Here is a 17280-nt window from a genome sequence, read left to right on the forward strand (position 1 = left end):
CGGCCCGGCGGGTTGGTCATGACTCCGTGGCGCGCAGGACGTACCCGATGCCGCGCACGGTGTGGATCAGGCGGGGCTCGCCCTCGGCCTCGGTCTTGCGGCGCAGGTAGCCGACGTACACCTCGAGGGAGTTGGCGGTCGTGGGGAAGTCGTAGCCCCAGACCTCCTCGAGGATGAAGCTGCGGTCGAGGACCCGCCGCGGCCGCCGCAGGAACATCTCCAGCAGCGTGAACTCCGTGCGGGTCAGCTCGATCAGCCGGCTGCCGCGGCGCACCTCGCGGGTGGTCACGTTCATGGTGAGGTCGGCGAAGGAGAGGACCTCCTCCTCGGCGCCCTCCTCGATCGGGGTGACCCGGCGCAGGAGCGCACGCAGGCGGGCCAGGAGCTCCTCCAGCGCGAAGGGCTTGGTGAGGTAGTCGTCCGCGCCGGCGTCGAGGCCCTCCACGCGGTCGCCGACGGCGTCGCGGGCGGTGAGCACGAGGATCGGCACGTCGTTGCCCGCGGCGCGCAGCGCGCGGGTCGTCTCGAGCCCGTCGAGCTTGGGCATCATCACGTCCATCACGACGACGTCGGGCGCGACGGCTCCGATGCCGGCGAGGGCCTCGGCCCCGTCACCGGCCAGGTGGACGTCGTAGCCGTTGAAGGCCAGCGAGCGTCGCAGCGACTCCCGCACGGCCCGGTCGTCGTCGACGACGAGGATGCGGTGCGGCGAGGCGGGACGGGCGGACACGACCCCATCATGGCCGATCGGCCTGAGCGCCGGCTGAGAGGCGCGGGCCGAGGCTCAGAGGTAGCGGGCTGCCACCCGCGCCGCGCGGGCGCCGTACTGGCCGCCGAAGAGGCAGGCGTGGACCAGCAGGGGGAAGAGCTGGTGGTAGCCGACGCGGTCCTCCCAGCCGTCGGCCAGCGGATGGGCCTCGTGGTAGGCGGCCATCACCTGGGGCAGCTGGGGCAGCCCGAACAGCGCGAGCATGGCGAGGTCGACCTCGCGATGACCGCCGTACGCCGCGGGGTCGACGACGACGACCCGGTCGCCGGCAGCCCACAGCACATTGCCGTTCCACAGGTCGCCGTGCAGCCGCGCGGGCGGCTCCTCGGGGACGATCGAGGGGGCGCGCGCCGCCGCGGTCTCGATGAGCGCGGCGTCCTCCGCGCTGAGGATCTCCTTGTCGCGCAGCACCTTGAGGTACGGCGCGATCCGGCACTCGGCGTGGAACTCCGCCCACGTGGGCAGCGACCGGTTGGGCAGCGGCAGGCGGCCGATGTACCCGTCGGCGTCGGACCCGAAGGCGTCGGCGCCGTACGCGTGGGTGAAGGCCAGCGCACGCCCGAACGCTCCCGCGGCCTCGGCGCTGGGGCGGGCCGTCTCGACCCACTCGAGGATCAGGCAGTCGGAGTCGACGGCGAGCACCTCGGCGGCCGCGACGCCGCCCTCGGGCGTGGCCTCGGCGAGCCAGCGCAGGCCTGCGGCCTCACGGGCGAAGAAGCGTGGCGGGGCGGGGCTGAGCGTCTTGAGGAAGGCGGTGCGCCCGCTGGAGAGGCGCAGTTTCACGGCGGTGGAGATGTCGCCGCCGGCGACCGGGGCGGTCGCGACGACCGCCGAGCCGAGCAGCTGTTCGGCTCGGCCGGCGACCACCGGCTGCCGCGCCATCGGCTCCCCCTGCCCTGCCCTGCTCTGTCCGGCCCGTGTCCGTGCCGGTCCGGGTCAGGCCTGGCCCTTGAGGGCGCGCGGGATCTCGCGGCCCTGCTCGATCGCCCGTTCGGGTGCCTTGACCTTCTTGAAGCTGCGGATCGCCAGGAGCACGAGCAGCGCCGCCAGCAGGAGGTAGAAGCCGAAGACGATGAGGAAGGCCCAGTGCAGGTCGAGGCCCTGGCCGTTCCAGTGGATCAGGTAGGCGATCGCGACCGAGAGCATGATGACGGCCAGCACGAGGAGGAAGAGCGCCGCGGCGACCAGGCCGGCGCCGACCCCGCCCGCGGTCACGCTGACCTTCAGCTCGGACTTGGCGAGCTGGATCTCCTTGCGCATGATCGTGGAGAAGTCGGTCTGCGCGTCCTTGATGAGACGTCCGATGGTCGGCTCTTCACCAGTGAGGGTGCGCGGTTCGGTGGCCATGCGGTCGACCTTACCGACATCGCTAGGATCGCTACAGGTGAGCCGGGAAGTCTGGTCGGCATGTGAACGTCCCTGCCCGCACGACGCCAGGAGATCCCGCCGTGTCCGACCCCCGCCCCACCCCCGAGTCCCTGTGGCGCCAGGGCCCCGTGTGGACCGAGAGCGACAAGCGGCTGGCGCGGTACGTCGCCCGTCCGCTGCGCGAGTTCCTCCACATCGAGTCGTCCGGCTCGATCCTGCTCCTCGCCGCGACCGTCGTCGCGCTGCTGTGGGTCAACCTGCCGTTCGACGGATGGGCCGCGGGATATGACCACTTCTGGCACACCCCGGTCGGTCTCGAGATCGGGGACTGGCGGCTCGAGGAGTCCCTGCAGCACTGGGTCAACGACGGCCTGATGACGATCTTCTTCTTCGTCGTGGGGCTCGAGATCAAGTACGAGCTGGTGCACGGGGACCTGCGCGACCCGCGCACCGCCGCCCTGCCGATCGTCGCGGCGTTCGGCGGCATGGTGGTGCCGGCCGTGCTCTACGTGCTGATCGCCGGCGGCGGGGACGCGGGGGCTGGCTGGGGCATCCCGATGGCGACCGACATCGCGTTCGCGGTCGGCGTGCTCGGCGTGCTCGGCCGGCGGGTCCCATCGGCGGCGCGGCTGTTCCTGCTGACGCTGGCGATCGTCGACGACATCGGGGCGATCCTGGTGATCGCGCTCTTCTACACCTCCGACCTCTCCCTCGGGTGGCTCGCCGGAGCGGTGGGCCTGCTGGCGACGATGGCGCTCCTGCGCGCCGTACGGGTCTGGTCGATCCCGGTCTACGTCGTGCTCGGGGTCGCCGCGTGGTTCGCGCTGCTGGAGTCCGGCGTCCACGCCACCCTCGCCGGCGTGGCCATCGGCCTGCTGACCCCGGCGGGCGCGCTGCTGCGCCCGCAGGTCGCGTCCGACTACGCCGCGGACTGCCTGCGCGACCACGAGCTCGACGCCGAGGAGCTGCACCGTCTGCGCTTCCTGCTGGCCGAGTCGGTGCCGATGGTGGAGCGGCTCCAGTCGCGCCTGCACCCGGTGTCGTCGTACGTCGTGCTGCCGGTGTTCGCGCTCGCCAACGCCGGGGTGGCCCTGGGTGACGGGGTGCTGGGTGACGCGCTCGGCTCGGCCGTGGCCCTGGGGATCGGTGCCGGGCTGGTCCTCGGCAAGCCGCTCGGGATCGCGCTGGCGTGCGTGCTCGCGATCCGGCTCGGCATCGGCCGGATGCCGGAGGGCACGACCTGGATGCAGCTGGTCGGCGTCGGCGCGGTGGCGGGGATCGGCTTCACCGTCTCGCTGTTCATCGCCGGGCTGTCCTTCCCCGACTCCGCGCTGCTCACCGCGGAGGCGAAGGTCGGCATCCTCGTCGCCTCGGTCGTTGCGGCGGTGGTCGGCGTGGTCCTGCTGCTGGCGGCGGACCGCACGCGCCGGCGACGTGACACGATCTGAGTCGTGGAAGGACGCGCGCACGTCAAGCCCTACGAGGGCTTCGCCTGGGTCGTGCCGCTCTTCGCGCTCGTCGCGGCCGCGAACGTGCACGGGATCCAGGACGCCGCGCGGGCGCCGTACGCCGTGCTCGGGCTGGCCGGCGGCGCGGCCTGGCAGCTGCTCGACCGGCGCGATCTCGCGGCGCGGCTGACCTGGCCGGTGGTGTTCGGCGGCGTCGGGCTGCTGGTGGCCCTCGCCGCCCGCGAGCCTCTTGTGCTCGGCGACACGCGGGCGGAGTCGCTGGGGCGCGCGATCTTCGGCTTCGGCGTCCTGTGCGGCCTGGTGCTCACCGAGCGCTATCTGCGCTGGCGGGAGCGCCGGGCGGAGCGGCTCAGCCCGGAGGAAGGACCTGCGACGACCCGAGGAAGCGCGTCACCGTGATCCTCAGCGCCACGCGGCTCGGGTTGGGACGCGGGGTCCGGTAGCGGGCGGCGTACCGCTCACAGGCGCGGGCGACGGCCTCCGGCGCGTCGAGCACCTCGGCGGTGCCGACGATGGTCGACCACCGCGCCCCGTCGACCTGGGTCACCGCGAGGCGGGGGTCCCGGCGGAGGTTGGCGGCCTTCTGGGAGCCGCCGTCGGTGATCACCCACGCGCACCGCTGCTCGAGGTCGAGCACAGCACCCACCGCCACGGCGTGCGGCGCGCCGTCCCGGTCGAGGGTGCTCAGCGTGCACAGGTGCCGCTCGGTCCAGAACTCCGTGAGGGTCGGGGGGAGCGCGGTCCAGTCGACGGGCTGCAGTACGGGCACGGGGGTCCTCGGTGGTTGCGGTGGGCGGTGGTTGCGGTGGGCGCGGTGGGCGCGGATTCACCACGGGATGTAGGCGGGCACGCACTCCTGTAGCGGAACTCCACTACAGAAGTGCCGCTTCGCCTACATCCCGTGGTGAATCCGACCCAGCCGCAGCCACCGCGGAGCCCGCTCAGTCCTCCGTCGACGTGGCCTGACCCGCGGAGATCAGGTCCATGATCGAGGCGTCGGCGAGGGTCTGCGTGTCGCCGACGGCGCGGCCCTCGGCGACATCGCGCAGCAGGCGGCGCATGATCTTGCCCGAGCGGGTCTTGGGCAGCTCGGGGACGATCATGATCTGGCGCGGCTTGGCGATCGGGCCGATCTCCTTGCGGACGTGGTCGCTCAGCTCCTTGATGATGTCCGGGCCGCCATCGCCCGCCTCATTGCGGAGGATCACGTACGCGACGACCGCCTGGCCGGTGTCGGGGTCCGAGGCGCCGACCACGGCCGACTCGGCGACCTTCGGGTGCGAGACGAGAGCGGACTCGATCTCGGTGGTGGACAGGCGGTGGCCGGAGACGTTCATGACGTCGTCGACGCGGCCCAGCACCCAGATGTCGCCGTCGTCGTCCTTCTTGGCGCCGTCGCCGGCGAAGTAGTAGCCCTGCTGCTTGAAGCGCGACCAGTAGGTGTCGACGTACCGGTCGTCGTCGCCCCAGATGGTCCGCAGCATGGACGGCCACGGCGAGGTGACGACGAGATAGCCACCGGAGCCGTTGGGCACGGGCTTGCCCTCGTCGTCGACGACGTCGGCCTCGATCCCGGGGATCGCGGTCATCGCGGAGCCGGGCTTGCCGGCGGTGACGCCGGGCAGGGGCGAGATCATCACGGCGCCGGTCTCGGTCTGCCACCAGGTGTCGACGACGGGCGTGCGGTCGCCGCCGATGACGTGGCGGTACCAGACATAGGCCTCGGGGTTGATCGGCTCGCCGACCGAGCCCAGGATCCGCAGGGACGACATGTCGTAGCGGTCGGGGATCTCGTGGCCCTGCTTCATGAACGAGCGGATCGCGGTCGGCGCGGTGTAGAAGAGCGTGACCTTGTAGTCCTGGATGATCTTCCACCAGCGGCCCGGCTCGGGGGAGTCCGGCGTGCCCTCGTAGAGCACCTGCGTCACCCCGTTGGCCAGGGGGCCGTAGACGATGTACGAGTGGCCGGTGACCCAGCCGATGTCGGCGGTGCACCAGTAGACGTCGGTGTCCGGCTTGAGGTCGAACACCGCGTGGTGCGTGTACGCCGCGCCGGTGAGGTAGCCGCCCGTGGTGTGCAGGATGCCCTTCGGCTTGCCCGTGGTGCCCGAGGTGTACATGACGTAGAGCGGGTGCTCGGCGTCGAAGGCCTCGGGGGTGTGCTGGTCGGAGGCACCGTCGACCGCGTCGTGCCACCACACGTCGACGGCGTCGTCCCAGCCGCTCTCGCCGAGGTCCTGGCCGGTACGACGCACGACCAGCACCTTCTCCACCACGTCGGTCTTGGTGCGGGCCTCGTCCACGGCCGGCTTCAGCGCGGACGCGGTGCCGCGCCGGTAGCCGCCGTCCGCGGTCACCACGACCTTCGCCTGGCAGTCGTCGAGGCGGGAGGCGAGGGCGTCGGCGGAGAACCCGCCGAAGACGACGGTGTGCGGGGCGCCGATGCGCGCGCAGGCCAGCATCGTGACGACGGCCTCGGGGATCATCGGCATGTAGATCGCGACCCGGTCGCCGGTGCCGACGCCGAGCGCGGTGAGCGCGTTCGCGGCCTTGGACACCTCGCGCTGCAGGTCGGCGTAGGTCAGGTCGCGGGTCTCTCCCTCCGGCTCGCCGACCCAGTGGATCGCGACCTTGTCGCCGCGCCCGGCCTCGACGTGGCGGTCCACGCAGTTGTAGGCCGCGTTGAGCCGCCCGCCGACGAACCACTTCGCGAAGGGCGGGTTGTCCCAGTCCAGGACCCGCTCCCACCGGGTGTCCCACGACAGCCGCTCGGCCTGCTCGGCCCAGAAGCCCTCGCGGTCGGCGCGCGCGGCGTCGTACGCGGCCGCCGTGACGTTGGCGGCAGCCGCCAGGTCGGCCGGGGGCTCGAAGCGGCGGTCCTCCTTCAGCAGGTTGGCCAGGGTCTCGGCGGTCTCGTCGCTCACGGTTCTCTCCTGATCGGGTGGGGTGCCACGGGTCACATTAGGACCCAGGGGAAGTGTGGTCACCAGGGGTTGCAAGGGGGTTGCTCGTGCCGGAGGCCGGGACGGGGTCCGGGCCGCCGTCACGTGTAACTACCTGTTCTTGTCACTACCGCACCCGTAGACGGATGCGGTAGTGACGCGAACAGGTAGTTACAAGGGCCGGCCGGGCCTCAATGCTGGACCGCCTGCTCGGCACCCGCACCGGTGAGGGCGCGGACCTCGAGCTCGACGAAGCGCTCCTCGGCGGCGGGCTCACGCGAGGTGACCGTGCCGAGCCAGCCGAGGAAGAACCCGAGCGGGATCGACACGATGCCCGGGTTGCTGAGCGGGAACCAGGACCAGTCCGCGCCGGTGACCAGGGCGGTCTCGGAGCCCGACACGACGGGCGAGAAGAACACCAGTCCGACCGACGAGATCAGGCCGCCGTAGATGCCCCAGGTGGCGCCGCGGGTGTTGAAGCGCTTCCAGAACATGTTGTAGACGATCGCCGGCAGGTTGGCCGAGGCCGCGACGGCGAACGCGAGGGCGACGAGGAAGGCGATGTTCAGGCTCTGCGCCGGGATCGCCAGCGCGATCGCGATGACGCCGATGCCGGCGGCGGCGATCCGGGTCACCTTGATCTCGTCCGTCTCGCTCGCCTTGCCGTCCTTGATGACGCTGTTGTAGATGTCGTGCGCCACCGAGGTGGACGAGGTGAGCGTCAGGCCGGCGACCACCGCCAGGATCGTCGCGAAGGCGACCGCCGCGATGAACGCCAGCAGGATGGCGCCTCCCGTCGAGCCGGCGCCGCCGCCGACCTCCTCGGCCAGGAGCGGCGAGGCCAGGTTGCCGCCGGAGGCGGCCACGTCGGCTGCCTTGTCGCCCTTGAGCATCGCGGCCGCACCGAACCCGAGCACCAGCGTGAACAGGTAGAACACGCCGATCAGGCCGATCGCCCAGAGCACCGACTTGCGGGCGTCGCGCGCCGTCGGGACGGTGTAGAAGCGGATCAGGATGTGCGGCAGGCCCGCGGTGCCCAGCACGAGGGCGAGGCCGAGGCTGAGGAAGTCGATCTTGCTCGTCGTGTCCGCGCCGTACTTCAGACCCGGCTCGAGGAAGGCCTGGCCCTTGCCGGTGTTGGAGGCGGCGGTGCCGAGCAGCTCGGACAGGTTGAAGCTGAAGTGCCACAGCACCATGACCACGATGAGCGCCGAGCCGACCATCAGCAGGATCGCCTTGACGATCTGCACCCAGGTGGTGCCCTTCATGCCGCCGATGGTGACGTAGAAGATCATCAGGGCGCCGACGCCGATGATGGTCAGGTTCTTCAGCGCCTGGCTGTCGGCGCCCAGCAGCAGCGCGACGAGCGCGCCCGCGCCGACCATCTGTGCCAGCAGGTAGAAGATCGACACGACGACGGTCGAGGTGGCCGCGGCCATCCGGACCGGGCGCTGCTTCATGCGGTACGCCAGCTGGTCGGCCATCGTGTAGCGACCCGAGTTGCGCAGCATCTCGGCGACCAGCAGCAGGGCGACCAGCCAGGCGACCAGGAATCCGATGGAGTAGAGGAAGCCGTCGTACCCGGACAGCGCGATCGCCCCGGAGATGCCGAGGAAGGACGCGGCCGACATGTAGTCGCCGCCGATCGCGAAGCCGTTCTGGATGCCGGAGAAGCTGCGGCCCCCGGCGTAGAAGTCGGCCGCGCCGGACGTCTGGCGGCTGGCCCAGATGGTGATGCCGAGGGTGAGCGCGACGACCGCGACGAAGAGGAGCGTGGTGAGCAGTTGGTGGTCCATCAGTGGTTGCCCCTTCCGCGGGAGGACTTGCCCTCAAGGGCGACGAAGCGCTCGTCCAGGTCCCGCGCCAGCGGGTCGAGGCGCGCGGTGGAGTACCGGCTGTAGAGCCAGGCGATGAGGAAGGTCGTGGCGAACTGGAGCAGGCCGAACACCAGCGCGACGTTGACGTTGCCGACGACCTGGCGGCTCATGAAGTCGCCGGCCCAGTTGGAGAGCACCACGTAGAGCAGGTACCAGCTCAGGAACGCGATCGTGGCGGGGAAGACGAAGCCGCGGTAGCGCCGCCTCAGCTCGGCGAACTCCGGCGTGGCGCGGAGCTCGTCGTACACGGGGTCATGGCGCGATGCCGCGTCGTGCGGCGAGATGTCGGATGTCACGACGAACCTCCTCGGGTGGATGCGTGTGACCGTGGTCACGGACGCTTCCGACGCTAGGAGTGACGACGCTCACGACGGGAGGGGTGCGGTCCGGCTGCGCGCCGAGCGGGTCCGGCCCGTCGGCCAGCGGTCGGTACGACGCGACGAACGGTCGCCGGTGAGTCGCGTGGGGCGGCCGGGCGGTCAGCCGGCGTGCAGGGCCACCACGACGCCGCGCTCGGGTACGACGTCGCGCCCGCGCTCGGTCAGTCCGGCCTGCTGCCAGTACGGTCGCAGCCGGTCCGCCTGGTCGACGGTCCCGAGCTGGAGCAGCAGCGCGCCGCCTGGGCGCAGGTGGGCCGCGGCGACGTCGACGCAGTCCCGCGCCAGGTCGAGTCCGTCCGCGCCGCCGTCGATGGCGAGCACCGGGTCCTCCGGGAAGCGCCCGATCTCGTCGTGGGGCACCCACGGCGGGTCGGCGATGACGAGCGGGAAGCGCTCGTCCGGGCGGAGGGCGTCGTGCAGCGGCGCCTCGCGGACGTCGACCGCGATCTCGTTCTGCTCGGCGTTGTGGCGCAGCCAGGCGCACGCCGTGGGGCTCGCGTCGACGGCGACGAGCGGCCGGCCGGTGCCGTGCACCGCCAGCAGGCCGATGTGCCCCACGCCGGCGCACAGCTCGAGCACCGGGCCCTCGCCGAGGCCGCGGAGCAGGGTGGCGGCCCAGCGAGCCTGGGCGGCGGTCCACTGCCGGGGTCGCAGCACGGTGTCGTCGTAGCCGATCGTGAGCGGGCCGAAGGGCGTCTCGCGGGGGACGGCCGCGGGTGGCCGGATCACCGAGGTCATGGCTGCCCGCTACCCACGACGGGCGCGCCCATCCGCAGCCATCGCGGCACGGCTGTGACGCGCAGCACGCGGAGGGGGGTGGCCGGACCCCCGAGCCATCTGCTTAGGTAAGGCTTACCTGATCTCGGACGAGGAGTGCCCTGTCGTGCCCCAGCTCCCGCTGCACCACGTGTTCCATCCTGCCCACGCCGACCACTACGCCGCTACTCTCGGCGAGGGTCTCGACCACCTGCTGCGTCACCTCAAGGGGGTGACCGGCCCGGCCACCGGCCTCGCGCCGGCCGCCGCCGAGCAGCGGGTCGCGGAGGTCGACCTCGACCGGCCGCTCGCCGACGCGGGCCAGGTCCTCGAGGAGATGTCGCGGCTCTGGCTGGACGACGCGGTCTGGTTCCACGAGCCGTCGTACGCCGCGCACCTCAACTGCCCGGTCGTCGTGCCGGCTCTGCTGGCCGAGCTCTTCGTCGCCGCCGTGAACAGCTCGCTCGACACCTTCGACCAGAGCGTCGGCGGGACCTTCATCGAGCGCCGCCTGGTCGAGTGGACCGCGCAGCGGATCGGCTTCGGTGCCGACGCGGACGGCGTGTTCACCAGCGGCGGCAGCCAGTCGAACCTCCAGGGCCTGCTGCTGGCGCGGGGCCGTCACGAGCGGGTGCCGGCGGAGCGGCTGCGGATCCTGGCGTCGGCCGAGAGCCACTTCTCCGTGCAGAAGTCGGCCCGCCTGCTCGGCCTGGGCGAGGAGGCCGTGGTCAGCGTGCCCACCGACGCGCGTCACCGGCTCGACCCCGCGGCCCTCGAGCGCTCTCTCGCCGCCTGCACCGATCTCGGCCTGCGCCCGATGGCGATCGTCGCGACCGCCGGCACGACCGACTTCGGGGCGATCGACCCCTTGGACCAGGTCGCCGACCTCGCGGTCGCCTACGACGCCTGGCTCCACGTCGACGCGGCGTACGGCGGAGGCCTGCTCGTCTCCCCCACCCGTCGCGACCGGCTCCGGGGCATCGAGCGCGCCGACTCGGTGACGATCGACTTCCACAAGACCTTCTTCCAGCCGGTCTCGTCGAGTGCCATCGTCGTGCGCGACCGCGCCACCCTGGGACCGGCGACCTGGCACGCCGACTACCTCAACCCGCGCGACGCCACGAACCCCAACCAGGTCGACAAGAGCCTGCAGACCACGCGCCGGTTCGACGCGCTCAAGCTCTGGGTGACGCTGCGGACGATGGGACCCGACCTCGTGGGGCGGTACGTCGACGCGGTGGTCGACCTCGCGACCGCCGTGCACGCGGCCCGCCACGAGGCTCCCGACCTCGCCTTCGCCGCCGAGCCCGAGCTGAGCACCCTCGTCTTTCGCTACGTCCCCGCGGGTCCGGCCCTCGACGAGGCGCGCAGCGCCGCCCTGAACACGGCGATCCGCGAGGACCTCTACGCCTCGGGGCGCGCGATGGTCGCCGCCACCAAGGTCGACGGCGTCCAGCACCTCAAGCTCACCCTCCTCAACCCGATGGCCACCGTCGAGGACATCACGGGGGTCCTCGACCTGGTCCGGGAGAGCGGAGCGCGGCTCGTGTCGTCGTTCGCACCGTCCCTGGAGGCGGCTCGGTGACCACCCACGACTTCGTCGGGATCGGGCTCGGCCCGTTCAACCTGGGTCTGGCCTGTCTCACCGACCCGCTGCGCGCTAGCGACGGCCTGGACGGGGTGTTCCTCGAGGCGCGGGAGCGCTTCGCGTGGCATCCCGGGATGATGCTGGACGACGCGACCCTCCAGGTGCCCTTCCTCGCGGACCTCGTCACCATGGCCGACCCGACGTCCCGCTGGTCCTTCCTCAGCTATCTCAAGCAGCAGGGCTTCCTCTACCCCTTCTACATCCGGGAGAGCTTCTACCCGCTGCGCCGCGAGTACGACGACTACTGTCGCTGGGCCGCCGAGCGCCTGCCCTCGGTCCGCTTCGGGGAGCAGGTCACCGCGGTGGAGCACGACGGCACGGCGTATCTCGTGCACAGCGCCACCGGGGAGACGCTCCGGACCCGCCGGCTGGTGCTGGGCATCGGCACCTCGCCGCGCGTGCCCGACGCGCTCCGGCCGGTGGTCGAGGCCTCCGGCACCGCCACCACTCACTCCGCCGACTATCTCGCTCACAAGGCCGCACTCCAGCGCCAGGACCGGATCACCATCGTCGGCAGCGGACAGAGCGCGGCGGAGATCTACCAGGACCTGCTGGCGGAGGCGCCCGAGCACGGCTACGAGCTGGTCTGGCTGACCCGCAGCCCGCGCTTCTTCCCGATGGAGTACACCAAGCTCACCCTCGAGATGACCTCGCCGGAGTACGGCGCGTACCACCGGGCGCTGCCCCTCGACACCCGCGACCGGCTCGCGCGCGAGCAGCGGCACCTGTTCAAGGGGATCAGCGGCGACCTGGTCGACGCGATCTTCGACCTGCACTACCAGCAGCGGGTCACCGGCGACGGGCCCCGCACGACGCTGCTGACCAACACCGAGGTCCGCGGCTCCCGGCCGGTCGCCGGGGGCAGCGAGCTCGAGCTGCTGCATGTCGAGACCGGCGAGCCGTTCCGCCTCCGCACCGGCGGCCTGGTCCTCGCCACCGGCTACGAGCCCACCCTGCCGGCCTTCCTCGACGGCGTCCGCGACCGGATCCGGTACGACGAGCGGGGACGCTACGACGTCGCGGGCGACTACTCCGTCGACGTCACGGGAGGAGAGATCTTCGTGCAGAACGCCGAGGAGCACACCCACTCGCTGCTCGCGCCCGACCTCGGCATGGGTCCGTACCGCAACTCGGTCATCATCGCGGCGATGCTCGGTCGGGAGGTCTACCCGGTCGAGAAGCGGATCGCGGTGCAGACCTTCGGCGTCCCCGACCACCTCCGGACCACGCCCGAGGCGGTGCTGCGATGAGGATCTCCATCGAGCCGCTCGACGTCGAGCGCGACCTCGACCTGCTGCACGCCTGGGTCACCCACCCGCGCTCGGTGTACTGGATGATGCAGGACGCCCAGCGCGAGGACGTGCGCGACGAGTACGCCGCGATCGCGGCGAACCCCCATCACGACGCCTGGCTGGGCCGGGTCGACGGCGTCCCGGCGTTCCTGGCCGAGACCTACGACCCCGCTCACTCGCCGCTGGCCGGCCTGCCCGAGCTGGCCGCTGGCGACCTGGGCATGCACGTCCTCGTCGCGCCGCCGGCGGGCGCGCCCGTCCCCGGGCTCACCACCGCCGTGTTCGACGCGGTGATGAGGCACTGCTTCGCCGACCCGGCCGTGCGGCGGATCGTGGTCGAGCCCGACGCCCGCAACGAGCCGATCCGCGCGAAGAACGTCGCCGCGGGCTTCGTGGAGCTCCGCGAGGTCGACCTGCCCGGCAAGACCGCGATGCTGTCGGTCTGCTCCCGCGCCGCCTTCGAGGCCGCCACCTCCGCCGACCACCTCACGCCCGCGCTGATGGAGCGAGCCCAGCGGCACCTGGTCGCCAAGGCGCTCGGGGAGTTCGCGCACGAGCGGCTGGTCACCCCCGTCCCCGTGCCGGGCGAGGAGCGGCACCGGGTCGACGCCGGCCCGTCGTCGTACACCTTCGCGGCCCGTCGGCACCTGCTCGACCACTGGGTCGTCGACCCGGCGTCGATCGAGCGGACTCGCGACGGCGCCCCCGCGGCCCTCGACGCCCAGGAGCTCGTCGCCGAGCTGGCGCCTGCCCTCGGGATCCCCGAGCAGCTGCTGCCGACCTATCTGGAGGAGATCGCCTCGACGCTGGCCGCCGGCGCGTGGAAGCTGCGCCACCGCAGGATCCCCGTCGCCGCGCTCGTCGACGCGGACTACCAGGAGATCGAGTCGGCGATGACCGAGGGTCACCCGGCGTTCGTGGCCAACAACGGCCGGATCGGGTTCAGCCTCGACGACTACCGCGCCTACGCACCCGAGACCGGCCGGCCGGTCCGGCTGCACTGGCTCGCCGCGCGGCGCACGCTGACCCGGCTCTCCCTCGCCGCGGACGGCTCCGAGGCCGCGCTGTACGACGGGGAGCTGAGCCCGGCGGTCCGCGAGCGCTTCGCCGCGCGCCTGCGCTCCCTCGGCCTCGACGCCGCCGACTACCTGTACCTGCCGGTGCATCCGTGGCAGTGGCAGCACAAGCTGGCCGTCACCTTCGCCCCGGACGTGGCTCGGCGCGACCTCGTCCATCTCGGCGAGGGCGAGGACGACCACCGTCCGCAACAGTCGATCCGGACCTTCTTCAACGCCAGCCGGCCCGAGCGGCACTACGTGAAGACCGCGCTCGCGATCCAGAACATGGGCTTCGTGCGCGGCCTCTCGCCCGCCTACATGGCCGCCACGCCCGCCATCAACGACTGGGTCGCCTCCGTCGTCGAGGCCGACGACGAGCTCCGCGCATGCGGCTTCGAGGTGCTCCGCGAGGTCGCCGCGGTCGGCTACACCGGCGACGCCTTCCACCGCACGGCCGCACCGTCGCCGTACCGGAAGATGATCGCGGCGCTGTGGCGCGAGAGCCCGGTCGCCCGCACGGCCGACGGCGAGCAGCTCACCACCATGGCCGCCCTGCTGCACCGCGACGCCGCCGGCGACGCGCTCGTGACGGCCTGGGTCAAGGCCTCACCGGTGGACGCCGCGAGCTGGGTCCGGGCCTATCTCCGGGCCTATCTCCGGCCGCTGGTGCACTGCCTGTATGCCTACGACCTGGCCTTCATGCCGCACGGGGAGAACCTGCTGCTGCGGCTGCGCGAGCACGTCCCGGTCGGAGCGTTCATGAAGGACATCGGTGAGGAGGTCGCCGTCATGGGCGACCTGCCGCTGCCCTCCGACGTCGAGCGCATCCGTGGGAGCTTCCCCGACGACGTGAAGGCGCTCGCCGTGCACACCGACGTCTTCGACGGGGTGCTGCGCTTCGTCGCCGCGATCCTCGACGAGGACGGCGTGCTGCCCGAGGAGGAGTTCTGGGCGATCGCGCGGGAGACGATCGAGGAGCACGCGGCCGACCACCCCGAGCTCGCCGAGGCGGCGGCGTCGTACGACCTGCTCCGGGCGGAGTTCCGGCACAGCTGCCTCAACCGGCTCCAGCTGCGCAACACGCTGCAGATGGTCGACCTCGGCGACCAGGCCGAGTCCCTCATCTTCGCCGGTACGCTCCGCAACCCCGTGGCGCCATGACGATCGTGCGCGACGGGCACGGGATCCCCCACGTCGTGGGCGACTCGGTGCTCGCGGTGGCGCGCGAGCAGGGCCGGGCCACGGCACAGGACCGCGCCGGGCAGCTGGAGGTCGAGCGTCGCCGGGCGGAGGGGACCTGTGCCGAGGTCTTCGGCGAGGGGGCGCGCGCCTGGGACGAGCTCGCCCGCCGAGCGCTGCTCGTGGACCTGGCGCGGCGTGCCCACGCCGCGCTGTCCGCCGAGAGCCGCGCCTTCGTCGACGCCTACGTCGAGGGACTGAACGAGGACCTCGACCCGGCCTACCGGCCCTGGCGTCCCTGGACGCCGCTCGCCGTGTTCGCGGTCCAGCACCTGCTGTTCTCAGGCTTCCCGAGCCAGCTGTGGCGGCGCCATCTCGCGGCCACCGCCGGCGAGGAGTGGCTGCCGCTGTTCCGCACCGAGGGGCTTCCCGGGGGGAGCAACGCCCTCGTCGTCGACGGCTCCCTCACCGACAGCGGCCTGCCCATCCTCGCCGGCGACCCGCACCGGGTGATCGAGGCGCCCGGCTGCTACGCGCAGGTCCGGCTGGTCTGTACCGACCCCGACGACCCCTTCGACGTCGCCGGGCTCACCTTCGTCGGTGTCCCGGGCGTCCAGCACTTCGGCCACGCCGGGGACGTCGCGTGGGGCATCACCAACGCCGTCGCCGACGACGAGGACGCGTACGCCGAGGAGCTGGTCCGGCACGGCGACGCGGTCATCGCCCGCGGGCCGTCGGGATGGGAGCCCGTGGCGCGTCGTACCGAGCTGGTCCGGGTCAGGACCGGGGCGGGCACCTTCGACGCCCACGAGGTCGAGGTGCTCGTCACGGACCGCGGACCGGTGGTCGTCGGCGGTCCCGGCGAGCCGGAGGCCTACAGCCTGCGCACGCCGGCGTACGTGCTCGGCGACCTCGGCCTCGACACCTTGCTGCCCCTGCTGCGCGCGCGCACCGCCTCAGACGTCACCGGCGCCTTCGCGGGCTGGGTCGGGCCGGTCGACAACCTCGTCGTCGGCGACCGGCGCGGTGCCACCGAGCACCGGGTGGTCGGGCGCATCCCCGTCCGCGACGCGGACCGGCGCTGGACCGGCGCGTGGGTCGCGGACCTGCCGCGGCGTACCGGACCGGTGCTGGTGACGGCCAACGACCGGGCCACGCCCGACTTCGCCCGGGTCGGCGCGGACTTCGCCCCGCCCCACCGCGCCCGCCGGATCCGCGCCCTCCTCGACGGGCTGAGCGCAGCCGGTCCGCTGACCCCCGAGGCGGTCGCGGGCGTCCTCGCCGACGACCGCCAGACCGCCGGCGCGGCCCTGCTCGACGCCGTCGCCGTCCTCGTCGACCTCAGCGGGCCCGCGGCGACGCTCCGTGACCGGCTGCTCGCCTGGGACCGGCGGATGGGCGCCGGCAGCGTCGCCGCGGCGCTGTTCGCACAGGTCCGCGAGCACGTCGTCGAGGGCCTGTCCGGCGCGCCGGCGCTCGACGGCGTGGACGGCTCCCCGCACGGGGAGCTCTTCGCCCCGTGGTTCGACCTGCGGTCCCGGATCCGGCTCTGTCTGCCCGCGATCCTCGCCGCGGACAAGCCGTTCGGCGTGGACGTGCTCCAGGTCGTCGCCGCGGCGCTGGAGGAGGTCGCGCGGCGACCGGACCCGGAGCCGTGGGGGAGCGGCCATGTCGTCGTACCGCTGACGGCGCAGCAGCAGTTCGGCCTTCCCGCGCCGGAGGGCGCGGCGGCGCCGTGCGTGCCGGTGGCCGGGGACGACGACTGCGTCTGCGCCACCCGGGCGCTGGGCGGCGTCGGCGCCTGCGTGCACGGGCCGGTGGCGCGCTGGGTGTGGGACCTGGCCGGCCGGAGCCGGTGGGTCGTGCCGCTCGGGGCGTCCGGCGACCCGGCCTCGCCCCACCACCACGACCAGCAGCCGACCTGGGCCGCCGGCGGCACCCTCCCCCTCGAGAACCCCCTGGAGTCCCGTTGACCGTCCTCGTCCGTCCCGTCGTACCCGCACAGGACGCGGCCCTCCTGCACTCCTGGGTGAGCGCGCCGCGCGCGCACTTCTGGGGGATGACCGACCACACCCGCGAGGAGGTGGAGCTGGTCTACGCCTACATCCAGGAGCAGCCACACCTGGCGGCGTACCTGCTCGTGCTCGACGAGCACCCGGTCGGCCTGCTGCAGACCTACGATCCCGAGGTCGACGAGATCGGGGCGTGGTACGACCGTGCACCGGGCGACGTCGGCGTCCACCTGCTCCTCGCCGACGACCCGCGTCGCGCCGGTCGGACGGCCGAGGTCATCGCCGCCGGCCTGGACTTCGTCGCCCACCTGCCCGGCTGCACCCGCATCGTCTTCGAGCCCGACGCCCGCAACACCGCCTCGCTGAGCCTGATGGAGCGTGTCGGCTGCACCCGCGGCCCGCTGGTCGACCTGCGCACGAGCATCGCGGAGAAGCCGGCGCAGTTCTTCTTCCTGGACCGCGACCGCGCTCGCGCCACCGCCCGCGCCTGGTCCGCCGAGCTGTGAGTTGTGGGGCCGCGAGGTGTGAGC

General features: G+C 72.6%; 15 protein-coding genes. 7 read left to right on the forward strand and 8 right to left on the reverse strand.

The window, feature by feature from the left end; translation table 11 throughout:
• Window positions 1-16: 16 nt before the first annotated feature.
• The 3 genes from ACJ5H2_RS00880 to ACJ5H2_RS00890 are packed head-to-tail and all read right to left on the reverse strand — an operon-like array spanning window position 17 to window position 2116.
• Window positions 17-730, reverse strand: a complete 714-nt coding sequence (locus ACJ5H2_RS00880; protein WP_408897676.1) for a response regulator transcription factor — start codon at window positions 728-730, stop codon at window positions 17-19.
• Window positions 731-784: 54 nt separating this feature from the next.
• Window positions 785-1651: a fructosamine kinase family protein gene (locus ACJ5H2_RS00885; protein ID WP_408897677.1), complete on the reverse strand. Its 867-nt coding sequence runs from the start codon at window positions 1649-1651 to the stop codon at window positions 785-787.
• A 54-nt stretch (window positions 1652-1705) separates the two neighbouring features.
• Window positions 1706-2116, reverse strand: coding sequence for a phage holin family protein (locus ACJ5H2_RS00890; RefSeq protein WP_408897678.1), 411 nt, complete (start codon window positions 2114-2116; stop codon window positions 1706-1708).
• 101 nt (window positions 2117-2217) lie between these two features.
• Between ACJ5H2_RS00890 and nhaA the strand changes: the two genes are divergently transcribed.
• The gene (gene nhaA / locus ACJ5H2_RS00895; protein WP_408897679.1) at window positions 2218-3585 is read left to right on the forward strand and encodes a Na+/H+ antiporter NhaA; all 1368 of its coding nucleotides are present in this window, start codon (window positions 2218-2220) and stop codon (window positions 3583-3585) included.
• A gap of 3 nt (window positions 3586-3588) precedes the next feature.
• Window positions 3589-4005, forward strand: coding sequence for a hypothetical protein (locus tag ACJ5H2_RS00900; protein ID WP_408897680.1), 417 nt, complete (start codon window positions 3589-3591; stop codon window positions 4003-4005).
• On the opposite strand, the gene ACJ5H2_RS00905 is transcribed toward ACJ5H2_RS00900, so the two are convergent.
• The 5 genes from ACJ5H2_RS00905 to ACJ5H2_RS00925 form a co-directional block, all read right to left on the reverse strand.
• Window positions 3956-4375: a pyridoxamine 5'-phosphate oxidase family protein gene (locus ACJ5H2_RS00905; protein WP_408897681.1), complete on the reverse strand. Its 420-nt coding sequence runs from the start codon at window positions 4373-4375 to the stop codon at window positions 3956-3958. The genes ACJ5H2_RS00900 and ACJ5H2_RS00905 overlap by 50 nt on opposite strands.
• A gap of 172 nt (window positions 4376-4547) precedes the next feature.
• On the reverse strand, window positions 4548-6530 hold the full coding sequence (gene acs / locus ACJ5H2_RS00910; protein ID WP_408897682.1) for an acetate--CoA ligase: 1983 nt from the start codon (window positions 6528-6530) through the stop codon (window positions 4548-4550).
• A 209-nt stretch (window positions 6531-6739) separates the two neighbouring features.
• Entirely contained in the window at window positions 6740-8344 is a 1605-nt protein-coding gene (locus tag ACJ5H2_RS00915; RefSeq protein ID WP_408897683.1) for a cation acetate symporter, read from the reverse strand.
• Window positions 8344-8721 carry a DUF485 domain-containing protein gene (locus tag ACJ5H2_RS00920; protein WP_408897684.1) on the reverse strand — a complete coding sequence of 126 codons (378 nt, stop codon included), beginning with the start codon at window positions 8719-8721 and terminating at the stop codon, window positions 8344-8346. The genes ACJ5H2_RS00915 and ACJ5H2_RS00920 overlap by 1 nt, the downstream gene beginning before the upstream one ends.
• A gap of 183 nt (window positions 8722-8904) precedes the next feature.
• Window positions 8905-9543, reverse strand: a complete 639-nt coding sequence (locus ACJ5H2_RS00925) for a methyltransferase (protein ID WP_408897685.1) — start codon at window positions 9541-9543, stop codon at window positions 8905-8907.
• Window positions 9544-9688: 145 nt separating this feature from the next.
• Here ACJ5H2_RS00925 and ACJ5H2_RS00930 point away from each other — a divergent pair, with 145 nt between their 5' ends.
• The 5 genes from ACJ5H2_RS00930 to ACJ5H2_RS00950 are packed head-to-tail and all read left to right on the forward strand — an operon-like array spanning window position 9689 to window position 17256.
• Window positions 9689-11146 carry a pyridoxal phosphate-dependent decarboxylase family protein gene (locus tag ACJ5H2_RS00930; protein WP_408897686.1) on the forward strand — a complete coding sequence of 486 codons (1458 nt, stop codon included), beginning with the start codon at window positions 9689-9691 and terminating at the stop codon, window positions 11144-11146.
• Window positions 11143-12459, forward strand: a complete 1317-nt coding sequence (locus ACJ5H2_RS00935; RefSeq protein ID WP_408897687.1) for a lysine N(6)-hydroxylase/L-ornithine N(5)-oxygenase family protein — start codon at window positions 11143-11145, stop codon at window positions 12457-12459. The genes ACJ5H2_RS00930 and ACJ5H2_RS00935 overlap by 4 nt, the downstream gene beginning before the upstream one ends.
• Window positions 12456-14720: a GNAT family N-acetyltransferase gene (locus tag ACJ5H2_RS00940; RefSeq protein WP_408897688.1), complete on the forward strand. Its 2265-nt coding sequence runs from the start codon at window positions 12456-12458 to the stop codon at window positions 14718-14720. The genes ACJ5H2_RS00935 and ACJ5H2_RS00940 overlap by 4 nt, the downstream gene beginning before the upstream one ends.
• Window positions 14717-16711 carry a penicillin acylase family protein gene (locus ACJ5H2_RS00945; RefSeq protein ID WP_408897689.1) on the forward strand — a complete coding sequence of 665 codons (1995 nt, stop codon included), beginning with the start codon at window positions 14717-14719 and terminating at the stop codon, window positions 16709-16711. Before ACJ5H2_RS00940 ends, ACJ5H2_RS00945 begins: the two co-directional genes overlap by 4 nt.
• Complete coding sequence (locus ACJ5H2_RS00950; RefSeq protein ID WP_408897690.1) at window positions 16708-17256, forward strand: GNAT family N-acetyltransferase; 549 nt, start codon at window positions 16708-16710, stop codon at window positions 17254-17256. The genes ACJ5H2_RS00945 and ACJ5H2_RS00950 overlap by 4 nt, the downstream gene beginning before the upstream one ends.
• Window positions 17257-17280 lie beyond the last annotated feature (24 nt).

Source organism: Nocardioides pymetrozini (assembly GCF_046058985.1).
In the GTDB taxonomy this organism is placed as follows: domain Bacteria; phylum Actinomycetota; class Actinomycetes; order Propionibacteriales; family Nocardioidaceae; genus Nocardioides.

Coding starts and splice junctions, on each gene's coding strand:
- ACJ5H2_RS00890 (WP_408897678.1), bottom strand. CDS start 2,116: ATGGCCACCGAACCGCGCACCCTCACTGGTGAAGAGCCGACCATCGGA.
- ACJ5H2_RS00915 (WP_408897683.1), bottom strand. CDS start 8,344: ATGGACCACCAACTGCTCACCACGCTCCTCTTCGTCGCGGTCGTCGCG.
- ACJ5H2_RS00925 (WP_408897685.1), bottom strand. CDS start 9,543: ATGACCTCGGTGATCCGGCCACCCGCGGCCGTCCCCCGCGAGACGCCC.
- ACJ5H2_RS00885 (WP_408897677.1), bottom strand. CDS start 1,651: ATGGCGCGGCAGCCGGTGGTCGCCGGCCGAGCCGAACAGCTGCTCGGC.
- ACJ5H2_RS00945 (WP_408897689.1), top strand. CDS start 14,717: ATGACGATCGTGCGCGACGGGCACGGGATCCCCCACGTCGTGGGCGAC.
- ACJ5H2_RS00940 (WP_408897688.1), top strand. CDS start 12,456: ATGAGGATCTCCATCGAGCCGCTCGACGTCGAGCGCGACCTCGACCTG.